The 17428-nt window shown below is 64.0% G+C and carries 24 protein-coding genes; 13 read left to right on the top strand and 11 right to left on the bottom strand.

From position 1 onward, the window contains the following. The first annotated feature begins 78 nt into the window (after positions 1 to 78). Both AC0L4C_RS11060 and AC0L4C_RS11055 read left to right on the top strand, forming a co-directional pair. Positions 79 to 492, top strand: coding sequence for an SH3 domain-containing protein (locus AC0L4C_RS11060; protein WP_473399611.1), 414 nt, complete (start codon positions 79 to 81; stop codon positions 490 to 492). 78 nt (positions 493 to 570) lie between these two features. Continuing rightward, a complete protein-coding gene (locus AC0L4C_RS11055; RefSeq protein ID WP_473399610.1) occupies positions 571 to 867 on the top strand; it encodes a hypothetical protein in 297 nt (98 codons plus the stop codon). Between the two features lie 3 nt (positions 868 to 870). On the opposite strand, the gene AC0L4C_RS11050 is transcribed toward AC0L4C_RS11055, so the two are convergent. Next, entirely contained in the window at positions 871 to 1311 is a 441-nt protein-coding gene (locus tag AC0L4C_RS11050; RefSeq protein WP_473399608.1) for a hypothetical protein, read from the bottom strand. Positions 1312 to 1477: 166 nt separating this feature from the next. Here AC0L4C_RS11050 and AC0L4C_RS11045 point away from each other — a divergent pair, with 166 nt between their 5' ends. Continuing rightward, positions 1478 to 1870: a DUF2177 family protein gene (locus AC0L4C_RS11045; RefSeq protein WP_473399607.1), complete on the top strand. Its 393-nt coding sequence runs from the start codon at positions 1478 to 1480 to the stop codon at positions 1868 to 1870. A gap of 160 nt (positions 1871 to 2030) precedes the next feature. On the opposite strand, the gene AC0L4C_RS11040 is transcribed toward AC0L4C_RS11045, so the two are convergent. Together AC0L4C_RS11040 and AC0L4C_RS11035 are read right to left on the bottom strand one after the other, a co-directional pair. Beyond that, positions 2031 to 2966 carry a DMT family transporter gene (locus AC0L4C_RS11040; protein ID WP_473403508.1) on the bottom strand — a complete coding sequence of 312 codons (936 nt, stop codon included), beginning with the start codon at positions 2964 to 2966 and terminating at the stop codon, positions 2031 to 2033. 74 nt (positions 2967 to 3040) lie between these two features. After that, on the bottom strand, positions 3041 to 3388 hold the full coding sequence (locus AC0L4C_RS11035; protein WP_473399606.1) for a hypothetical protein: 348 nt from the start codon (positions 3386 to 3388) through the stop codon (positions 3041 to 3043). A 173-nt stretch (positions 3389 to 3561) separates the two neighbouring features. On the opposite strand from AC0L4C_RS11035, the gene AC0L4C_RS11030 reads away from it, so the two are divergent. From AC0L4C_RS11030 to uvrC, 3 genes are read left to right on the top strand one after another with little or no spacing between them, the layout of a single operon-like run. Beyond that, entirely contained in the window at positions 3562 to 4629 is a 1068-nt protein-coding gene (locus AC0L4C_RS11030; RefSeq protein ID WP_473399604.1) for a DUF1176 domain-containing protein, read from the top strand. 26 nt (positions 4630 to 4655) lie between these two features. Next, positions 4656 to 5432, top strand: coding sequence for an SDR family oxidoreductase (locus AC0L4C_RS11025; RefSeq protein WP_473399603.1), 777 nt, complete (start codon positions 4656 to 4658; stop codon positions 5430 to 5432). Then, positions 5396 to 7309 carry an excinuclease ABC subunit UvrC gene (uvrC, locus tag AC0L4C_RS11020; protein WP_473399602.1) on the top strand — a complete coding sequence of 638 codons (1914 nt, stop codon included), beginning with the start codon at positions 5396 to 5398 and terminating at the stop codon, positions 7307 to 7309. Before AC0L4C_RS11025 ends, uvrC begins: the two co-directional genes overlap by 37 nt. A 57-nt stretch (positions 7310 to 7366) precedes the next feature. On the opposite strand, the gene AC0L4C_RS11015 is transcribed toward uvrC, so the two are convergent. Further along, entirely contained in the window at positions 7367 to 7507 is a 141-nt protein-coding gene (locus AC0L4C_RS11015) for a DUF1127 domain-containing protein (RefSeq protein ID WP_473399601.1), read from the bottom strand. A gap of 516 nt (positions 7508 to 8023) precedes the next feature. On the opposite strand from AC0L4C_RS11015, the gene AC0L4C_RS11010 reads away from it, so the two are divergent. Then, on the top strand, positions 8024 to 9094 hold the full coding sequence (locus tag AC0L4C_RS11010) for a 3-deoxy-7-phosphoheptulonate synthase (protein ID WP_473399600.1): 1071 nt from the start codon (positions 8024 to 8026) through the stop codon (positions 9092 to 9094). On the opposite strand, the gene AC0L4C_RS11005 is transcribed toward AC0L4C_RS11010, so the two are convergent. Then, positions 9091 to 9312 carry a hypothetical protein gene (locus AC0L4C_RS11005; RefSeq protein ID WP_473399599.1) on the bottom strand — a complete coding sequence of 74 codons (222 nt, stop codon included), beginning with the start codon at positions 9310 to 9312 and terminating at the stop codon, positions 9091 to 9093. The two genes, AC0L4C_RS11010 and AC0L4C_RS11005, sit on opposite strands and share 4 nt — an antisense overlap. 91 nt (positions 9313 to 9403) lie before the next feature. Here AC0L4C_RS11005 and pgsA point away from each other — a divergent pair, with 91 nt between their 5' ends. The 4 genes from pgsA to AC0L4C_RS10985 are packed head-to-tail and all read left to right on the top strand — an operon-like array spanning position 9404 to position 11114. Continuing rightward, positions 9404 to 9970 (top strand): CDP-diacylglycerol--glycerol-3-phosphate 3-phosphatidyltransferase, encoded by a 567-nt coding sequence (pgsA, locus tag AC0L4C_RS11000; protein WP_473399598.1) that lies wholly within the window; start codon positions 9404 to 9406, stop codon positions 9968 to 9970. Further along, positions 9967 to 10218 (top strand): molybdopterin converting factor subunit 1, encoded by a 252-nt coding sequence (gene moaD / locus AC0L4C_RS10995; protein WP_473399597.1) that lies wholly within the window; start codon positions 9967 to 9969, stop codon positions 10216 to 10218. Before pgsA ends, moaD begins: the two co-directional genes overlap by 4 nt. 1 nt (position 10219) lies before the next feature. Then, positions 10220 to 10675 carry a molybdenum cofactor biosynthesis protein MoaE gene (locus AC0L4C_RS10990; RefSeq protein ID WP_473399596.1) on the top strand — a complete coding sequence of 152 codons (456 nt, stop codon included), beginning with the start codon at positions 10220 to 10222 and terminating at the stop codon, positions 10673 to 10675. Continuing rightward, positions 10668 to 11114, top strand: coding sequence for a VOC family protein (locus AC0L4C_RS10985; protein WP_473399595.1), 447 nt, complete (start codon positions 10668 to 10670; stop codon positions 11112 to 11114). The genes AC0L4C_RS10990 and AC0L4C_RS10985 overlap by 8 nt, the downstream gene beginning before the upstream one ends. Before the next feature lie 3 nt (positions 11115 to 11117). Here the strand turns inward: AC0L4C_RS10985 and AC0L4C_RS10980 are convergent, their stop codons facing one another. Both AC0L4C_RS10980 and AC0L4C_RS10975 read right to left on the bottom strand, forming a co-directional pair. After that, on the bottom strand, positions 11118 to 11924 hold the full coding sequence (locus AC0L4C_RS10980) for a carbohydrate ABC transporter permease (RefSeq protein ID WP_473399594.1): 807 nt from the start codon (positions 11922 to 11924) through the stop codon (positions 11118 to 11120). Next, positions 11921 to 12802: a carbohydrate ABC transporter permease gene (locus AC0L4C_RS10975; protein ID WP_473399593.1), complete on the bottom strand. Its 882-nt coding sequence runs from the start codon at positions 12800 to 12802 to the stop codon at positions 11921 to 11923. Before AC0L4C_RS10975 ends, AC0L4C_RS10980 begins: the two co-directional genes overlap by 4 nt. A gap of 347 nt (positions 12803 to 13149) precedes the next feature. Here AC0L4C_RS10975 and AC0L4C_RS10970 point away from each other — a divergent pair, with 347 nt between their 5' ends. Then, positions 13150 to 14184: a zinc-binding metallopeptidase family protein gene (locus AC0L4C_RS10970; RefSeq protein ID WP_473399592.1), complete on the top strand. Its 1035-nt coding sequence runs from the start codon at positions 13150 to 13152 to the stop codon at positions 14182 to 14184. 51 nt (positions 14185 to 14235) lie between these two features. Here the strand turns inward: AC0L4C_RS10970 and AC0L4C_RS10965 are convergent, their stop codons facing one another. Continuing rightward, positions 14236 to 15126 (bottom strand): branched-chain amino acid aminotransferase, encoded by an 891-nt coding sequence (locus AC0L4C_RS10965; protein ID WP_473403507.1) that lies wholly within the window; start codon positions 15124 to 15126, stop codon positions 14236 to 14238. 136 nt (positions 15127 to 15262) lie between these two features. On the opposite strand from AC0L4C_RS10965, the gene AC0L4C_RS10960 reads away from it, so the two are divergent. Beyond that, complete coding sequence (locus tag AC0L4C_RS10960; protein ID WP_473399591.1) at positions 15263 to 15781, top strand: MarR family winged helix-turn-helix transcriptional regulator; 519 nt, start codon at positions 15263 to 15265, stop codon at positions 15779 to 15781. On the opposite strand, the gene AC0L4C_RS10955 is transcribed toward AC0L4C_RS10960, so the two are convergent. From AC0L4C_RS10955 to AC0L4C_RS10945, 3 genes are read right to left on the bottom strand one after another with little or no spacing between them, the layout of a single operon-like run. After that, positions 15778 to 16119, bottom strand: coding sequence for a tRNA-binding protein (locus tag AC0L4C_RS10955; protein WP_473399590.1), 342 nt, complete (start codon positions 16117 to 16119; stop codon positions 15778 to 15780). The two genes, AC0L4C_RS10960 and AC0L4C_RS10955, sit on opposite strands and share 4 nt — an antisense overlap. Further along, the gene (proC, locus tag AC0L4C_RS10950; protein WP_473399589.1) at positions 16112 to 16927 is read right to left on the bottom strand and encodes a pyrroline-5-carboxylate reductase; all 816 of its coding nucleotides are present in this window, start codon (positions 16925 to 16927) and stop codon (positions 16112 to 16114) included. Before proC ends, AC0L4C_RS10955 begins: the two co-directional genes overlap by 8 nt. After that, positions 16924 to 17427 carry a type III secretion system chaperone family protein gene (locus AC0L4C_RS10945; RefSeq protein ID WP_473399588.1) on the bottom strand — a complete coding sequence of 168 codons (504 nt, stop codon included), beginning with the start codon at positions 17425 to 17427 and terminating at the stop codon, positions 16924 to 16926. Before AC0L4C_RS10945 ends, proC begins: the two co-directional genes overlap by 4 nt. Between the last annotated feature and the right edge of the window lies 1 nt (position 17428).

Here is a 17428-nt window from a genome sequence, read left to right as displayed (position 1 = left end):
TGGGTTCAGCCGCGCCGTCGCAACCTGCGGGCAACGGAAACCGTTATTTCCGCATCTGCCTGTAGAGGAGTACCCGTCATGACCTTCAAGCGCACCGTTCTCACCCTCGGCATTGCCGCAGCCGCCCTTATCGGCTCCGGCGCCGCCGCTTTCGCCGCCTCCGCCTATGCCACGGCCAACGTCAACGTCCGCTCCGGCCCTGGCACCGGCTATCGCGCCATCGACGTGCTGCAGCACGGCGAACGCGTCGACATCGACTACTGCCGCGGCAGCTGGTGTTTCGTGAACAAGTCCGGCCCGGATGGCTGGGTGTCGGCCAGCTATCTGTCGCGCGGCGACAGCTACCGCGACTATCGCCGCTATGACGACGACGATGATTTCTACATCGAACGCCGCCGCCCGGTGTATCGCCCGTACCGGCCCTATCGCCCCTATTACGGCTCGAGCGCCTGCATCGGCGGCCCCAACGCCAGCTTCTGCATCTCCAACTAGGTTTTTCCGAACCGGCAAACCTTGCGGCGCCCCACGGGGCGCCCTATTTTTGCGCCATCGCCGTTCCGGACCCGACCGATGCAGCCCGATCCCAAGCCTGCCCAGACCACGCCGACACCGGCCAGGCCAGCTGCAGCCAAGTCGGCGCCAAAACCCCCGGCGACCAAGCCCTACGTCAAACTCGCCTACCTGCTGATCATCATCGGCATGGGCATTTTCGCGCTCGAGCGCATGGGGCTCGACAACATGGCCGGGCGCAGCCACACCGGCCTGCATCTCGATGGCACCGTGCTGAGCCTTCTCGTCCTCGCCCCGGTGGTGCTGGTCGTCGCCGGCTGCGTCGTCTTCATGTACGGCAAGATGCGCCGCCTCTAGCGGCTATTCCACCCGCAGCCGCTCGACGTCGATGCCGCGCGATTCCAGCGGCTCGCGCATGCGCCTGCCGAGAAATTCGTTGAGCCCGTAGAGCACCATCGCGCCGATCAGGATGGCGATGCCGAAACCGCGAAAGCCGTCCTCGGTGGCAACGATCACCGCCGCCAGCAGCGCGGCCACGGTGCCGCCGAACAGCAGGTACATCCGCCGCTCGCCCTGCACCCGCAGGTTCCGCGCGCCCGACAGCAGCAGGTCGCGCAGCTCGCCATCCGACATGGCCACCAGTTCGGCATTCTTTGCCTCGCGCCGGATGGTTTCCATATAGGCCTCGACCCGGCGGGCCGTCACCGCCTCGCGCTCGGCGTCCTTGCGGTTGCGCATGAAGTAGCTGGCGACGCCGCCCAGCAGCAGCAGCACCGCGGCGATTTCGAGGATGATGAGCATCGCGTGTCCCTTTCGTGTCGGCGACAGGGCCTGTTCCTGATGCAGAGATGTCCCCTATGATGGCCCCGTTCAAGAGAAACGGCGCATCGCGGAGAACTTTCCACCCCCGCCCCCCGTTGCTTGGGCACCGTGGGGCCACCCCCCACCCGCCGAAAGGACCGCTCGCATGCACGTCGTCATCCTCTACCTCGCCTCCGCCCTCGTCTTTTTCGCCGCCGATTTCGTCTGGCTCTCCACCATGGCCGAGCGCCTCTACCGTCCGGCGCTGGGCGACATGATGCTCGACAAGCCCAACCTCCCCGTCGCCGCCGGCTTCTACCTCGTCTATCTCGTCGGCCTGCTGATCCTCGTCACGCTGCCCGCCAATGGCGACGTCTTCAAGGCCCTGTGGATGGGCGCGCTGTTCGGCTTTGTCGCCTACGGCACCTACGACCTGACCAATCTCGCCACGCTGCGCGGCTTCACCCCCTCGCTGGTCGTCGTCGACATGGCCTGGGGCACGGTGCTCACCGGCGTCACCGCCGCTGCCGCCGTCTGGATCGCCGGGTTCTTCAACTAGATGCTGTGGGGCCAACGCCTGCTGGTGATGGGCCTGATCATGGCGCTGGCGTCGGCGACGCCGGCGCTGCTGGTCTATGCCTTCCCGCCGCTCGGCGAGGGCTTCATCGGCACGCTGGCCGTGCTGCTGACGCTCACCGTCACCCCGCTCGGCGTCCTCATCACGGCCGTCGGAGCGGTTCTGCTGCTGGCTGCACTGGTGCGACGCGGCCACGCCGGGCGAGGAAGCGCTCGCGCATCATCACTGCCAGCCCAGCCCCCACGATCACCACCGCCCCCATGAAACTGACGGCATCGATCAGATGCTGGAAGAAGAAAAAGCTCAGCGTAATGCTCCAGGGGAGCGAGGTGTAGTTGAACGGCTGCAGCGTGCTGGCCGGTGCCCGGCTGAGCGCCACCATCATCAGTCCGTGGGCCGCAGTGGAAGTGACCATGATCACCGCCACCATACCCAGGTCCTCGAGCGGCATCGGTTCCCAGAAGAACACGCCCACCCCCGTGGTCAGCACCAGCCCGACCACGCCGACATAGACCATGCTGGTCGCCGTCGTGTCCTCACTCGACACCTTGCGCGTCAGCGCGATGTAGACCGCATAGGCCGCCGCCGACAGGACGGCGTAGAGCACCCCCCAGCTGATCGGGAGTCCGCCCGGCCGCACGATCAGCAGCGCGCCCAGAAAGCCGACTGCCACCGCCGTGAAGCGGAACACCCCGACCTTCTCCCCCAGGATCGGGATGGCGACCAGCGTCACCATCAACGGGTAGACCAGCGTGATCGCCTGCAGTTCGGCCAGCGGCACATCCTTGAGCGCCGCGGCAAAGAACCAGATATCGACCACCAGCAGCACACCGCGCAACACCTGCAGTATCGGCGACTGCGAGCGAAAGGCCTGCCGCAAAGGCCCCTGCCGCATCACCAGGATCAGCGAGAAGATCGCAAAGGCCCAGAACCGCATCATCGCCAGCTGGAACGGCGAGTAGCTCTGCACCAGATGCTTGGAGACGGCGTCCTGGACGCCGAATATCAGGATGGCGGCAATCGTCAGGCCGATGCCGAGCGAAACGTTGTCGGCGCGGCGGCGCACAGAGGCAATCACGGTGCTCAAGGTTGAATCCGGTCAGGCAATGGCCCCGGGCCGCATTGGTCCGGGGTCGGGGCGAGGCGCCGCCCTCAGGCGTTCTTCATCGTCGCGTTCTTGATCAAGCCGGCGACCGCCGTCAAGACGCCACCACCGATAAGGCCGGTCACGCCCTGTCCGGCGAGTGCGCCGATGTCGAGACCGCCGGCCGTTTCAGCAGCTGCCGTACCAGTGGTCGCCACAGTTGTCGCTGCACCATTTACCAGACCGTCGAGCCCGGGCACCATGCCCGCAAGCCACGTCGCCAGCCAGCCGCCGATCGCGCCGGCGATCGTGTTGCCAATGGGCCCCAGACTCAACTTGCTGACGATCGCACCGATCGCATTACCGCCTACGCCACCACCGATAAGCTGAACCAGAATTGGAATAAGTGCTTCCATAATCTCTTCCCCTTTTTCGTTGTATGCGAAGCCAAAGCTCCCCTTCGCGCCATGACCATAGGCCCCGTTACTGTCGCTGTGACAGTCGGCACAAAGGTTTTACATGGCGCAAAGAACACGTCTGGATCGCACGCGACGGAGAGCCTAACGTCTCGCCCCGCCGGAGATTCCTGATGCGCCTTGCGTGTGCCCTGCTGATGATTCTGTACTGCGCCGCGCCAGCTTTGGCTCAGAGCGCCGAAACCCGTCGTTACTTCGGAGACTGGCTCGCAGCCTGCCGCGCCGATGGCTACTGCTCGGCCGTCAGCTACGTCAATCCGAACCCTGGTGAAGGCCGTGTCGCTGACCACTGGCTGCGCATCGGAAGACATGCCGAAGGCACCTTCTGGGAAATCTCGTTCACCCCCATCGTGGTGACGGCTAACCAGGCTGCGATGTTTGAGTTCACAGTCGATGCTGAGACAGCGAGCCTTTCGGGCCCCGGCGAAATCGCGGCCTATGGCGCAATCAATGATTTCTTCCTGCTCGGCCCAAAGGCACAGTTGGTGATGGACCGGCTGATGCCCGGGTCGACGCTGCATATCGGTTTCGAAGACCAGGTGGGACAGCCGCAATCGACGCAGTTCTCGCTCAACGGATTGACCGCAGCACTGATCTGGATCGACGAGACGCAGGGCCGGCTTGGCTCGGAACGCGTCGTCGAGGCGCCGCCCGAAGGACTCGTGGCCGTGGCACAGCCCGCGCCGGCGCCCGGCGGCGAAATCACCCTCGCGCAGGTCCCGCTCCATCTCGTGGCCGAGGACGAGAGCCGTCCGGACAAATGTGACGGTTTTGATATCACTGGCGACTGGCCGTTTTACCGATATGATCTCGGCGACGAAAAAGCCCTCTATCTGCTGCCCTGCACCGGCGGCGCCTATAACCGCTTTTACAGCGCCTATGTCGATACCGGCACGGGCTATGACCTGCAGCTCTTCGCGACACCAACCTACCGCGCCGGGTGGCAGGCCGAGGAAGGCATCTGTTTCGACAGCTTCGACCCGTCGACCCGGCAGTTGCGCAGCTACAACCGCGGCCGCGGCATGGGCGATTGCGGCATGCGGGGCCTCTGGCAGTGGAACGTATCGGCCTTTGTCATGCAGGTCTACACCATGCAACCCGAGTGCGACGCCACGGTCGAGCCTGGCGAATTTCCTGTCATTTATCGCAATGACTTGGCACCCGCTGATTTGCGTCCGTGATCGAACCCCCTATCTATGGACCAGCCATGGCCGAATCTTCCAGCTTCCCGACCAGAGTTGCCCTCGTCACCGGTGCCGGTGACCGCATAGGCGCGACTATCGCCAGACGCCTGGCCGCGGCCGGGTACAAGGTCGTCGTGCACTATCGGTCGTCCGCCAAAGGCGCCGAGCGGGTCAGGGACGATATCGTCCAGGCCGGCGGTTCGGCCGCGCTCGTCAAGGCCGATCTGTCGGACCGGCAGGACCGGGCGACCCTTATCGGGCGCGCCGCGGCGGCCTTCGGGCCGCTGACGCTGCTCGTCAACAATGCCTCGACCTTCGAGCCCGACGCTGTCGTCGATCTCGATGAAGCACTCTGGGATCTGCATTTCGCCGTGCACGCCGAAGCACCGGTGTTTCTGGCGCGCGATTTCGCTGCGCAACTGCCCGAGGGCAGGAACGGCAACATCGTCAATATCGTCGACGAGCGCGTACTGCACACAGCCCCCAGCCACTTCAGCTACACCCTGAGCAAGAGCACGTTGTGGGCCGCCACCCGCACCCTGGCGCAGTCGCTTGCGCCCGCCATCCGCGTCAACGCCATTGGACCGGGCCCGACCCTTCCCGCCAGCGGCCAGTCCGACGAACAGTTCGAGGCATCGGTCGAGCGGCTGCCGTTGCAGCGCGGTGCCGATCCCGATGAAATCGCCGACGGGCTGCTCTTCATCCTCGGAGCGCAGTCAATGACCGGCCAGATGCTGGCGCTCGACGGCGGGCAACATCTGGAATGGTCGCCGCGACGGAACCCGACGCCACGCAAATGACGGACCAGAATCAAATCGGCGGACCGGAGGCCATCAAGGCCTTCGTGCGTACCCTGCCCGCATCCCCCGGCGTCTACCGCATGCTGGATGAGGCCGGCGAGGTCATCTATGTCGGCAAGGCCCGTAGCCTGAAGGCGCGCGTCACCAACTACACGCGCCCCGAAGGTCTGCCGACACGCATCCAGCGCATGGTCCATGCGACCCGGACCATGGAGTTCGTGCGGACCGAGACCGAGGCCGAGGCGCTGCTGCTCGAGGCCAACCTGATCAAGCGCCTGCGGCCGCGCTTCAACGTGCTGCTGCGCGACGACAAGAGCTTTCCCTATATCCTGATCGCGACCGATCACGAGGCGCCCGAACTGACCAAGCACCGCGGCACTCGTCGCAAGCGGGGTCACTATTTCGGCCCCTTCGCCTCGGCGCTTGCCGTCAAGCGCACCATAACTTCGCTGCAGAAGGCCTTCTTGCTGCGCACCTGTTCGGACAGCTTCTACAAGGCCCGCACCCGTCCGTGCATACTTTACCAGATCAAGCGCTGCGCCGGGCCGTGCACCGGCGAGATCTCGCTGAGCGGCTACGCCGAACTGGTCGACGAGGCGCGGCAGTTTCTCACCGGCAAGACCAAATCGGTGCAGGATCATCTGCAGCGCGACATGAATGTCGCCGCCGAAAACCTTGATTTCGAACGGGCCGCCATGATGCGCGACCGGCTCTCCGCACTGGCGCTGGTGCAAAGCCAGGGCGAGATCGCATCGCGCACCGTGGAAGAGGCCGATGTCTTCGCCGTCGCACACGAGGCCGGGCAGTTCTGCGTCCAGGTGTTCTTTTTCCGCGCCTTCCAGAACTGGGGCAATCATGCCTATCGGCCACGCGCCGATGCGACGATGACCGAGGCCGAAGTGCTCGAGGCCTTCCTCAGCCAGTTCTACGAAGACCGTACCCCTCCCAGGCTGGTGCTGATTTCGCATCCCCTCGCCGAAAGCGACCTGATCGAGGAGGCCCTCGCCAGTCGCGCCGGCCAGAAGGTCTCGGTGCAGCAGCCGCAGCGCGGCGAAAAGCGCGAGCTGGTCGAGTATGCCCGCAACAATGCCCGCGAGGCGCTGGGCCGGCAACTGGCCGAAGGCGCCACGCAGCGCACCCTGCTGGAGGGTGTCGGCGAGCTCTTTGGCCTCGACGAAACGCCGCGACGCATCGAGGTCTACGACAACTCGCACATCTCGGGCACCAACGCCGTCGGCGCCATGATCGTCGCCGGTGAGGAAGGCTTCTCGAAAAAGCACTATCGGACGTTCAACATCAAGAACACCGAGATCACCCCCGGCGATGACTTCGGCATGATGCGCGAAGTTTTGACCCGGCGTTTTTCGCGCCTTGCCGCGGAAAGCGATCTGGAGGCGGAAGACGACCAGTCCGGCATGCCGGACTGGCCCGACGTCGTCTTCATCGACGGCGGCGCCGGTCAGCTCAATGCCGTGCGCGAGGTGATCGCCAAGCTCGAACTGCCGCGCGAAGTCACCTTCATCGGCATCGCCAAGGGCGAGGAGCGCGATGCCGGGCGCGAAAAGTTCTTCATGGAAGGCAGGGAAGCGTTCATGCTGCCCCACCGTGATCCCGTCCTCTACTACGTGCAGCGTCTTCGCGACGAAGCACACCGCTTTGCCATCGGCACCCACCGGGCCAAGCGCAAGAAGGAGGCGATCAAGAACCCGCTCGACGAGATCGAAGGCATCGGCCCGGCCCGCAAGCGGGCCCTGCTGCAGCATTTCGGCTCGGCCAAGGCGGTAAGCCGGGCATCACTGGCCGACCTGGCGCAGATCCCCGGCGTCTCCAACCAGATGGCCCAGCTGATCTACGATCATTTCAACCGCTCGGCATGACGGAAAAACAAAAGGCGCCCGAAGGCGCCTTGGGTCTTTTCAGCAATGTCGCCGAACTTAGTTGGCAGCGCGGGCGATGTTCTTGATGTCGCCGCGGGTGATGCCGAGGTCATGCAGCTGACGGCTGTCGAGCGAGCTGAGCTCACGGATCGTGCGCTGGTAGGCGGCGTACTGGGCGATTTTCTGACGGATGTTCATTTGGTTTCCCCTTCGGTTTGGCTTCGTTTTGATGACCTATATCTAATCTCGACTCGTTGACTGGAGTAGCCCCAGTTTGGTCGAAGCACCCATGCGCCAGACGCATGGTGGATCAACTTGAAACCAGTTACATGCCATAACAAGAGGTGAACAAGCCATGCGATCCAGCCCTTTTTCCAGCCAGCTGGTGCTGCCACATCCATCGCCGGTCTGGGCATGCTGCCCTCGAAATTGACAGTCCATGCCTGTCCCGGACGAGCCCGCATTCGACTATTGTCCAGCAGCCTGACGGCGGCGGAGTGCACACTGAGGCGTGACAAGCCCTCTCGGCTGGGCTACAAAATCTGCCATGAACCTTCGCGCCGCCTATTCCTATTGGTATTTTAGCACCGGAAGCCGCTGGCAGCCGAAGGGAGACGTTTGACCTAGATACCGTTCAAACCACACGACCCCCAGCCGCCAGCTTTGCTAGGCGGCTTTTTTGTCGCCTCGCGCCAGTCCCCGAGGAGACCCCAGATGCTGAAATCCACTGACGACCTTCGTATCCGCGAGTTGCGCGAACTGCGTACACCCGAGGAGGTGATCCATGAATTCCCGCGCACCGATGCCGCTACCCGCACTGTGCTGAGTGCGCGCCACGCGCTCCACAACATCCTGCACGGCACCGACGATCGGCTCGCCGTGGTGGTAGGCCCCTGCTCCATCCATGATCCGGTCGCGGCGCTTGAATACGCCCGCTTGCTGGCGCCGTTGCGCGATGAACTCGGCGACCGGCTCGAGATTGTCATGCGGGTCTATTTCGAGAAGCCGCGCACCACGGTGGGCTGGAAAGGCCTGATCAACGACCCCAATCTCGACGGCAGCTTCGATATCGACAACGGCCTGCGGCTCGCCCGCAGCCTGCTGCTGGAGATCAACAACCTGGGGCTCCCCGCCGGCAGCGAATATCTCGACATGACCACGCCGCAATATTTCGCGGACCTCGTCGCCTGGGGTGCCATCGGCGCCCGCACCACCGAAAGCCAGGTGCACCGCGAACTGGCCTCCGGCCTCTCCTGCCCCGTCGGGTTCAAGAACGGCACCGATGGCAATGTGCGTATCGCGCTCGACGCCGCCAAGTCGGCCAGCCAGCCGCACCATTTCCTGGCCGTGACCAAGCGCGGTCACTCAGCCATCGCCAGCACCACCGGCAATGACGATTGTCACATCATCCTGCGCGGCGGCAAGACCACCAATTACGACGCCGCCAGCGTCGAGGCAGCGTGTGCCGAGGCCGAGAAGACCGGTCAACGGCCTGTCGTGATGATCGATGCCAGCCATGCCAACTCCTCCAAGAAACCCGAGAACCAGCCGCTCGTCGTCGCCGATATTGCGGCACAGGTGGCAAGCGGGGATAAGCGGATCATTGGCGTGATGGTGGAGAGCAATCTGGTGGCCGGCCGCCAGGACATCGTTCCCGGCAAACCGCTGGTCCATGGGCAGTCCGTCACCGACGGTTGCATCGGCTGGGACGACACGGTGGCCGTCCTCAAAACCCTGGCGGACGCTGTCGCGCAGCGTCGCGCCAGGGCAGAGATGGTTGCTTAGTCGAAACGGTTGGCGGCCGGAGGATCGCTGGCGGGAAACGACTCGTCAGCGGCCTCGTCGGTCGTCGACCATTGCCGCTTCGGCTTCGAGCGCATGCCGTCCGGCCCGGCCGGGCGGACCTGCACCTCTGCCTCTTCGGGACCGGCTGCTTCCTTGTCCTTGAAGGCCGCAGCCTTGGCCGCACTGATCGTCTTCGGATCGTTCTGGTTGTCCTGCATAAGTGTCTCCACTGTTTGGCAATGCTCAACCCGCAGGGACGACTGACGTTCCACGCTTGACCGCATGCAGCGCTTGAGATTGCATGTCCGCATGGAAATACCTGCGACTCTCACCACGCTGCCGAACCTCCTGACCCTCGGGCGCATAGCGGCAATTCCGCTGATCTGCCTGCTCATCGTCATGGGCTGGGAGCCGCTGCAGTGGCTGGCATTGCTGCTCTACATTGCGGCAGCCGTCAGCGACTGGCTGGACGGCTTTCTGGCGCGGCGCATGAATCTCTACTCGGCGCTCGGCAAGATGCTCGATCCGATCGCCGACAAGCTGCTGGTCGGGGCGCTGCTGATCACGCTCGCCTGGACGCATCACCTCACCGGCTGGGACCTCATCCCGGCCATCGCCATCATGCTGCGCGAAATCTTTGTGTCGGGACTGCGCGAGTTCCTGGGCAAGACCAGCGTCGACGTCCCTGTCACGCTGCTGGCCAAATGGAAGACGACCGTGCAGATGGTCGCCCTCGGCCTGCTGATCGCCGGCCCCATGCTGCTCGGCCTCGTCTTTGTCGGTCACTTCCTGCTCTGGGTGGCGGCCATCCTCACTGTCTGGACCGGCTGGGAGTATCTGCGCTCGGCCTGGCCGCACCTGGCCGGCCGGGCATGAAGATCCTCTACTTCGCCATGTTTCGCGAGCGGCTCAACCGCTCGGAGGAAGAGGTGTCGCCGCCTGACGATGTGAAGACCGTCGCCGACCTCGTCACCTGGCTGCGCAGCCGCGACGAAGCCGCCGATCTGGCGTTTGAAAAGCCCAGCCTTGTCCGCGCCGCCATCGATGCCAGGATCGTCAAGTCGGACGCCCTGATCGCCAATGCGCAGACCATTGCCCTGTTTCCCCCGATGACCGGCGGCTGAGATGTCGGTTCGCGTCCAGACCGAACGGTTCGACCCGGGCGGCGAGACAAACACGTTTCTGGCCGCCGCCAACGGCGCCGGTGCTGCCGTGACCTTTACCGGCCTCGTCCGCTCGCTGCCCGACGATCCGGTCAGCACGCTGACGCTGGAGTGCTACCCCGAACTGGCCATCAACCAGATCGAGGCCATGGTCGCCGAGGCGACCGAACGCTTCGACCTGCTCGACGCGACTGTCATCCACCGTCATGGCACCCTGCCGCCGGGCGATCCCATCGTCCAGGTGATGACGCTGGCGCCGCACCGCGACGCCGCCTTCCAGGCCGCCGAATTCCTGATGGACTTCCTCAAGACCGACGCCCCCTTCTGGAAGAAGGAAGCCACCGGCAGCGGCGACCGCTGGGTCGAAGCGAAGCCGCAGGACGACGTCGCCCGCAACCGCTGGAGCCGCAATGACTGAACCGGGCAAGCCGCCTTTTTCCATGGTCGGCATCGACCACGTGGTCTTTCTCGTCGACGACCTCGCCAGGGCCGTCCGGTGGTACGCCGACGTGCTCGGCTGCCCGCCGGGATATTCCTATCCGACGCTCGGCATGGAACAGCTCTGGTGCGGCGCCGCGCTGATCGTTCTCTGGGACATCACCCATCCGGGCGCGGCAAGCGCCGTGCCGCCAGTCAAGGGTGGCCGCAATGTCGACCATGTCTGCATCGCCCTCTCGCCCTTCGATGAGCACGCCATGCGGGCGCACCTTGCGGCCCACGGCGTCGACATCGAGCGCGAGGCCCTGCACGGCGGCGCCCGCGGCATGGGCAACTCGTTCTACGTGCGCGACCCCTGGGGCAACAAACTCGAACTCAAGGGCCCAGCCGTCTACGAAGACGGCCGCAACTGGAAGTAGCCCCTAGCCCTTGATGCCGGCCGAAAAGCTCGTCGCCTCCGAGACCCGCTTCTGGAACAGCAGATAGAGGATCGCCACCGGCAGTCCGCTGAGAACGGCCACCGTCAGGTCGTCGATGCCCCCTGACCGAAACTGCGTCGCACCGACCGTGACGTTCATCAGCTCCGACTTGGTGATGACGAGGAACGGCCAGAGGAAGGCATTCCACGCCGCAATGAAGACGATGATGCCGAGCGCCGAGGTAACGCCCCAGGTCATCGGCACGTAGATCGCAAGGAAAACCTGCCAGTGCCGCGCCCCGTCGATCTCGGCGACCTCGCGGAACTCGCGCGGGATGGCATCGAAGAACTGCTTGTAGACGATCACCGCGACGGGCGCGATCAGCTGCGGCAGGATCACGCCGAGCCAGCTGTTGAACAGCCCCCACTGATACATCAGAAAAAAGTGGTTCACGATCAGCGCCTGGACCGGGATCATGAAGCTCGCCCAGATGACGATCCAGAGCAACTTCCGGCCGGTGAACTCGATCTGCGACAGCGCATAGCCGCAGGCCGCCGAGATGCTGAGGACGATCACCGTCACGCCGCCCGACGTCACCAGCGAGTTGATGTACCAGCGCCCCAGATCGGTCTCGAACAGCATGCGAGCGTAGGTCGCGACGAACCCGAACGGCGCGTCGGGGTCCTGCGGTGCCACGGTCGTGGAGACCGACCAGAGAATGGGGAACACCCACATTACCGCGATCACCAGCGTGAGCATGGATATCGCTGCCCCGGCGATATCGAGCCGTCGCCACCAGCGCGCGCTCATTTCGCCCCCCGCAACCGCAGGAGCTGGTAGTGCAGCATCGAGACGGCCAGCACCAGGACGAAAAGACCCACCGCCACCGCCGAGGCATAGCCTGCCTGGTTGCGCTGGAACGCCACCGAATAGATGTACTGCACCAGCACCATATTCTTGGCCTGCCCGCTCGCCATCATCAGGTAGACCTGATCGAACACCTTGAACTGCGCGATCGCCTGGATCGTGATTACCACCGCAGTCACTGGCCAGATCAGCGGCCAGGTGATGGAAACAAAGCTCCGCCAGCGGCTGGCGCCGTCGATCTTGGCCGCATCGTAGAGCTCCTCAGGCAGCATCTTGAGCCCCGCGACGAAAACCAGCACGTTGAACCCCGTCGTCCACCAGATGGTGAGGACCGAGACGGCCGGCAGGAACAGCGGCACGCTGTACCAGATGGCAACGGGATTGCCGCCACGGGTGTAGATCTCCCCGAGCGGTCCGTCGCCGGGACTGGTCAGGGCCCAGGCGATCGAGGTGATGGTCGAGACCGGCAACACGTAAGGCAGGAAGAATGCCGCCAGCGCCAGCGCCCGCAGCCAGCCATTGAGACGGCTGACGGCAACCGCGATGCCGAGGCCGATCAGCGTTCCGGGCACCACCGTCATCAGCACGAAATAGAGCGTGTTCTGGATCGCCACGCCGAACATCCGATCCGCGGCAAGTCTCAGATAATTGGCCCAGCCGACCCACTCGCCCGGCAGCGTCAGGCTGGCCGACGAAAAGCTCATGCCCAGCATCTGCAGCGAGGGGTAGATGAAAAGCGCCGCATAAACGACCACGAACGGCGCCACCAGTGGCAGCGCCGCCAGATTGTCCCTCACCCTGGTCCGCATGCGCTTCGACATGGAAATCCGCCCGTCTGTTGAGATCGTCGACGAGCCTGAAGCAAGTCCCTGGAGATGGAGACGCCCTCGGCGCCCACCTCCTTCTGACAGGAAGTGAGCGACAACCCAAGCGACGTCGTGTCACTCTTAAGTCGAGGGGCTAGCCGTTCCCCAGTCGGGTGCGCCGCAGGGTCAGGCACCTGGTGCACCCCCTCGTAGTTCGACAGGCTCACCATGAGGGGCGAGAGATCCGAGACGCACAATTGGGTAAAGGTGCAACACCTCAGCCGTCCTCCCTCCCCCTTGCGGGGAGGGCAGCGCGGCAAGCCGCACTCGGCTAGACTGCAAAAAATCGACAAGGAGCGGCCATGCGCAGATTCCTATGCCCGCAGTGCGGGAACCAGGTGCACTTCAACAACAGCCAGTGCATGAGCTGCTCGTCGCTGCTCGCCTATGAGCCCCTGGCCGATCAGATGCTGGTGCTGCAGCCCGATGGTACCGGACAGTTGCAGCCTTCGCCCTGCGCCAATCGCAACCTCATCGGCTGCAACTGGCTCGGTCATGTCGACGACGCTGATGGCTATTGCCTCAGCTGCCTGCATACCACCGTCATTCCCGACGTCTCCGACCCGATCAAGCTGAAGCACTGGAGCCGGCTGGAGCGGGCGAAACGACGGCTGTTCTACGGACTGGTCAAGTTCGGCCTGCCGCTCGCGGGCGCCATCGAGGACGAGGACGGCTTCCTGCGGTTCCGGTTCATGAGCGACGAGGTCGGTGCCGACGGCAAGATCATGCGCGTGATGACCGGGCATCACAAAGGGCGCATCACCATCAACATCGCCGAGGCCGACAGCACCGTGCGCGAAACCAATCGTTCCGCCATGGGGGAAACCTACCGCTCGCTGATCGGTCACTTCCGGCACGAGATCGGCCACTACTACTGGGACGAACTTGTCGACGGACAACCCGTGATCGATGAGTTCCGCACCTGCTTCGGCGATGAGCGCATCGACTACAAGGAAACGCTGGCGGCCTATTATGAGAAAGGCCCGGCCGAGAACTGGCAGCAGTCCTTTGTCAGCGCCTATGCCAGCGCCCATCCGTGGGAGGATTTCGCCGAGACCTGGGCCCATTACATGCACCTGGTCGGCGGCCTCGAAACCGCCTACGCCTACGGCATCAATCCGCAGCCCATGCAGGTCGGCGCGCCAGCCCTGCAGCAGCTCACCGATCCCTACCACGTCTCCGACTTCGACGAGCTGATGACCCACTGGATACCGCTGACCGTGGCGATGAACGCCATGAACCGTTCGATGGGCAATCGCGACTTCTACCCCTTCGCGCTGACACCGGCGACTGGCAGGAAGCTGAAATTCATCCACGACCTGATCGAGGCGCAGTGAACGAAAAAGCCCGCGTCGCCGCGGGCCTTTGAGAGGGGTGGTTGGCTCGGCCTACTCGGCCGCGGCCTTCTTGGGCGTGACCGCCGCCGTATAGGCATTGATCAGCGTCGTGCAGGCGGCGCCTGGCTTGAACCGGTAGTCACCCACTTCCGAGACGGGGGTCACTTCGGCGGCGGTGCCGGTGAGGAAGCACTCGTCGAAATTGGCCAGTTCCTCAGGCTGCATGTGGCGCTCGATGACCTTGTAGCCGTTCTGCTTGGCCAGCTCGATCAGCGTCTGCCGGGTGATGCCGTTGAGGAAGCAGTCCGGCAGCGGCGTATGGATTTCGTCGCCCTTGACGAAGAACACGTTGGCGCCGGTCGCTTCGGCCACGTAACCGCGATAGTCGAGCATCAGCGCGTCGGCATAGCCGGCCGCCATCGCGGCGTCCTTGGAGAGAGTACAGATCATGTAGAGGCCGGCGGCCTTGGCCGTGCACGGAATGGTCTCCGGGCTCGGACGCTTCCACTTGCTCCACTGCAGGCGGATGCCCTTGAGCTTCTCCTCGACCGAGAAATAGCTCGGCCACACCCACGAGGCGATGGCCAGATGCACCGAGTTGTTGCGCGCCGTAACCGACAGTTCCTCGGAGCCACGCCACGCCACCGGGCGCAGATAGGCATCGACGAGGCCGTTCTTTTCGAGCACGAGACGCTTGGCGGCCTCGATCTCGTCAACCGAGTAGGGAATGGTGAAATCGAGCGTCTTGCCCGAACGGATCAGCCGCTCGGTGTGCTCGCGCGACTTGAAGACTTCGCCGCCATAGGCGCGCTCGCCCTCGAACACGCAGCTGGCATAATGCAGCCCGTGCGTCAGCACGTGGATCTTCGCATCTTTCCAGGGTTTGAGCTCCCCATCGAACCAGATCCAGCCTTCACGCTGGTCCATTGGCAAGGCCATCAGTCTCTCCCACTCTCTTGACGTCGCGGCTCTCGCGGGGCCGTTCAGCGTTGTGCAACAATCTTGCCTCACCCACTTGCCCTTGGCAAACCGGAACGGCTTTGGGATAAGTCTGGATGGGCTGTCGATGGGAGAAACAATGGCATTGGCCAAAATAAATGTCAACAAGGCTGACATAAATTCAGGCAATCCGCTTCAGGGCGACATGCCGCTCGATGTCATGGGCCTTTTCTTCTTCGCCTACAGGGACTTCGTCGGCGACGCTGACGCGCTTCTGGAGCGCCAGGGGTTTGGCCGGGCCCATCACCGCGTGCTCTATTTCGTCAATCTCAAGCCCGGCATGCCGGTGGCCGATCTGCTCGATATCCTCAAGATCACCAAACAGTCGCTCGCCCGCGTCCTGCGCCAGCTGATCGACAATGGCTATATCGAGCAGAAGACCGGAAAATCCGATCGCCGCCAGCGCCTGCTGCATGCCACAGCCAAGGGACGCGAGCTGTTCGAGACGCTCTCGGCCACGCAGACCAGCCGCATCACCGCCGCCATCGCCGCCCTGCCCCCCGAAGGCAAGCGCACCATCCTGAAATTCTTCGTGGGCATGGTCGAGCCAGGCGATCGCGAGGTCCTCGACCGCCTCAGGCTGACGGACGAACTCTAGAGCAGCTTCTTGCCATTCGGCACTTGCCGCTCCGCCGCCGCCAGCACAATGACGCCGTCGGTGTCCTCGAACCCCAGCGTCAGCACTTCGGAAATGAAGGGTCCGATCTGGCGCGGCGGGAAATTGACGACACCCAGCACCTGACGGCCGATCAGCGATTGCGGCGTGTAGTGCACGGTAATCTGTGCCGAGCTTTTCTTGATCCCGATCTCCGGCCCGAAATCGATGCTGAGCTTGATCGCCGGCTTGCGCGCTTCCGGAAACGGCTGGGCGTCGATCACCGTGCCGGTGCGGATATCGACCTTGAGGAAATCGTCATAGCTGATCGTCTCACTCACGGCCCAGTTCCTCGCTGCGATTGCGTGCCGCCGTCACCGCCCGGTCGAGCAGCGGCCCGAGGCCGTCATCGGCTATCAGCACCTGCAGCGCTGCGTAGGTCGTGCCCTTGGGCGAGGTGACATTCTCGCGCAGCACCGAGGCGGGTTGCGGATCGGCCTCCAGCAGCGCCGCCGCGCCGACAATGGTCTGCCGCGCCAGCCGCATCGCCTGGCCGGAGTCGAGTCCCTGCCGCATGCCGGCCACTGCCAGCGCCTCGACCATGTAAAAGACATAGGCCGGACCAGACCCCGAAACGGCGGTCACCGCATCGAGCATATCTTCGGCATCGAACCACAGCACATCGCCGGCCGCCCGCAGCAGCGCGTCGGCCACCTTGTGATCGGTCTCGGTGATGTTGAAGCCGACGGCGCCCGAAATGCCCTTGCCGAGTTGCGCCGGCGTATTGGGCATGGCCCGCACCACGCGTTCGGTCTGCAGCCCGTCTGCCAGCGCCTTGATCGAGATGCCGGCCGCAATCGACAGCACCAGCGTCTGGGCCCCGACCGCCGGCTGCACTTCCGCCATCACCTGTTTCATCACCTGCGGCTTGACCGCCATGACCATCACATGGGTGAGAATGCCGATCGGGCTTTCGAGCAGGCGCAGCCCGTGCTCGGCCGCAAAGGTGATCGTCGGCTCCATCGGCTTGGGATCGATGAGCACCAGCTGATCGGCCGGCAGCCCGCCGGCAATCCAGCCGCGCGCCATGGCCAGTCCCATTTTGCCCGCCCCTACAAGGACGACGGGACCAATTTCGGATAGATTCAAGCTTCGCCTACCGTTTCGAACATGACCTGGCTGAGTGCGTCAGCAGCACTCTTGCCAGCCCAGACGACGAACTGGAAGGCCTGATAGTAGAGATCGCAGGAATCGGTGGCCGAGCGCAGCAGCGCCTCGCATTGCTGCGGCGACACTTCCGCCCCGCCCGACAGCAGGTGCGAGTTGCGGAAAAGCACGACGCCCTCGTGATTCCAGATGTCGAAATGCCCGATCCACAGCTGCTCGTTGACCAGCGCGATCAGGTGCTTGATCTCGTTGCGGCGCCCCTCGGGCACCTTCAGGTCGAAGGCGCAGGCGATGTGGAGCGACTCGAGGTCCTCCATCCAGTTGAAGGACACATGATAGTCGCTCCAGCCGCCGCGCACCGAGATCGAAATCTCGTCGGCATCCTGCCGCTCGAAATTCCAGTCGTTGATCGAGGCGATATGCTCGATGATGTCCACCGGGTGGACTGTGCGATCCTGCTCTATCTCGAGATGAAGGGCCATT

The organism is Devosia sp. J20-27, from assembly GCF_055808595.1.
This window is presented reverse-complemented; position numbering and strand designations above follow the sequence as displayed.

Coding starts and splice junctions, on each gene's coding strand:
- AC0L4C_RS11060 (WP_473399611.1), top strand. CDS start 79: ATGACCTTCAAGCGCACCGTTCTCACCCTCGGCATTGCCGCAGCCGCC.
- AC0L4C_RS11055 (WP_473399610.1), top strand. CDS start 571: ATGCAGCCCGATCCCAAGCCTGCCCAGACCACGCCGACACCGGCCAGG.
- AC0L4C_RS11050 (WP_473399608.1), bottom strand. CDS start 1,311: ATGCTCATCATCCTCGAAATCGCCGCGGTGCTGCTGCTGCTGGGCGGC.
- AC0L4C_RS11045 (WP_473399607.1), top strand. CDS start 1,478: ATGCACGTCGTCATCCTCTACCTCGCCTCCGCCCTCGTCTTTTTCGCC.
- AC0L4C_RS11035 (WP_473399606.1), bottom strand. CDS start 3,388: ATGGAAGCACTTATTCCAATTCTGGTTCAGCTTATCGGTGGTGGCGTA.
- AC0L4C_RS11030 (WP_473399604.1), top strand. CDS start 3,562: ATGCGCCTTGCGTGTGCCCTGCTGATGATTCTGTACTGCGCCGCGCCA.
- AC0L4C_RS11025 (WP_473399603.1), top strand. CDS start 4,656: ATGGCCGAATCTTCCAGCTTCCCGACCAGAGTTGCCCTCGTCACCGGT.
- uvrC (WP_473399602.1), top strand. CDS start 5,396: ATGGTCGCCGCGACGGAACCCGACGCCACGCAAATGACGGACCAGAAT.
- AC0L4C_RS11015 (WP_473399601.1), bottom strand. CDS start 7,507: ATGAACATCCGTCAGAAAATCGCCCAGTACGCCGCCTACCAGCGCACG.
- AC0L4C_RS11010 (WP_473399600.1), top strand. CDS start 8,024: ATGCTGAAATCCACTGACGACCTTCGTATCCGCGAGTTGCGCGAACTG.
- AC0L4C_RS11005 (WP_473399599.1), bottom strand. CDS start 9,312: ATGCAGGACAACCAGAACGATCCGAAGACGATCAGTGCGGCCAAGGCT.
- pgsA (WP_473399598.1), top strand. CDS start 9,404: ATGGAAATACCTGCGACTCTCACCACGCTGCCGAACCTCCTGACCCTC.
- moaD (WP_473399597.1), top strand. CDS start 9,967: ATGAAGATCCTCTACTTCGCCATGTTTCGCGAGCGGCTCAACCGCTCG.
- AC0L4C_RS10990 (WP_473399596.1), top strand. CDS start 10,220: ATGTCGGTTCGCGTCCAGACCGAACGGTTCGACCCGGGCGGCGAGACA.
- AC0L4C_RS10985 (WP_473399595.1), top strand. CDS start 10,668: ATGACTGAACCGGGCAAGCCGCCTTTTTCCATGGTCGGCATCGACCAC.
- AC0L4C_RS10980 (WP_473399594.1), bottom strand. CDS start 11,924: ATGAGCGCGCGCTGGTGGCGACGGCTCGATATCGCCGGGGCAGCGATA.
- AC0L4C_RS10975 (WP_473399593.1), bottom strand. CDS start 12,802: ATGTCGAAGCGCATGCGGACCAGGGTGAGGGACAATCTGGCGGCGCTG.
- AC0L4C_RS10970 (WP_473399592.1), top strand. CDS start 13,150: ATGCGCAGATTCCTATGCCCGCAGTGCGGGAACCAGGTGCACTTCAAC.
- AC0L4C_RS10960 (WP_473399591.1), top strand. CDS start 15,263: ATGGCATTGGCCAAAATAAATGTCAACAAGGCTGACATAAATTCAGGC.
- AC0L4C_RS10945 (WP_473399588.1), bottom strand. CDS start 17,427: ATGGCCCTTCATCTCGAGATAGAGCAGGATCGCACAGTCCACCCGGTG.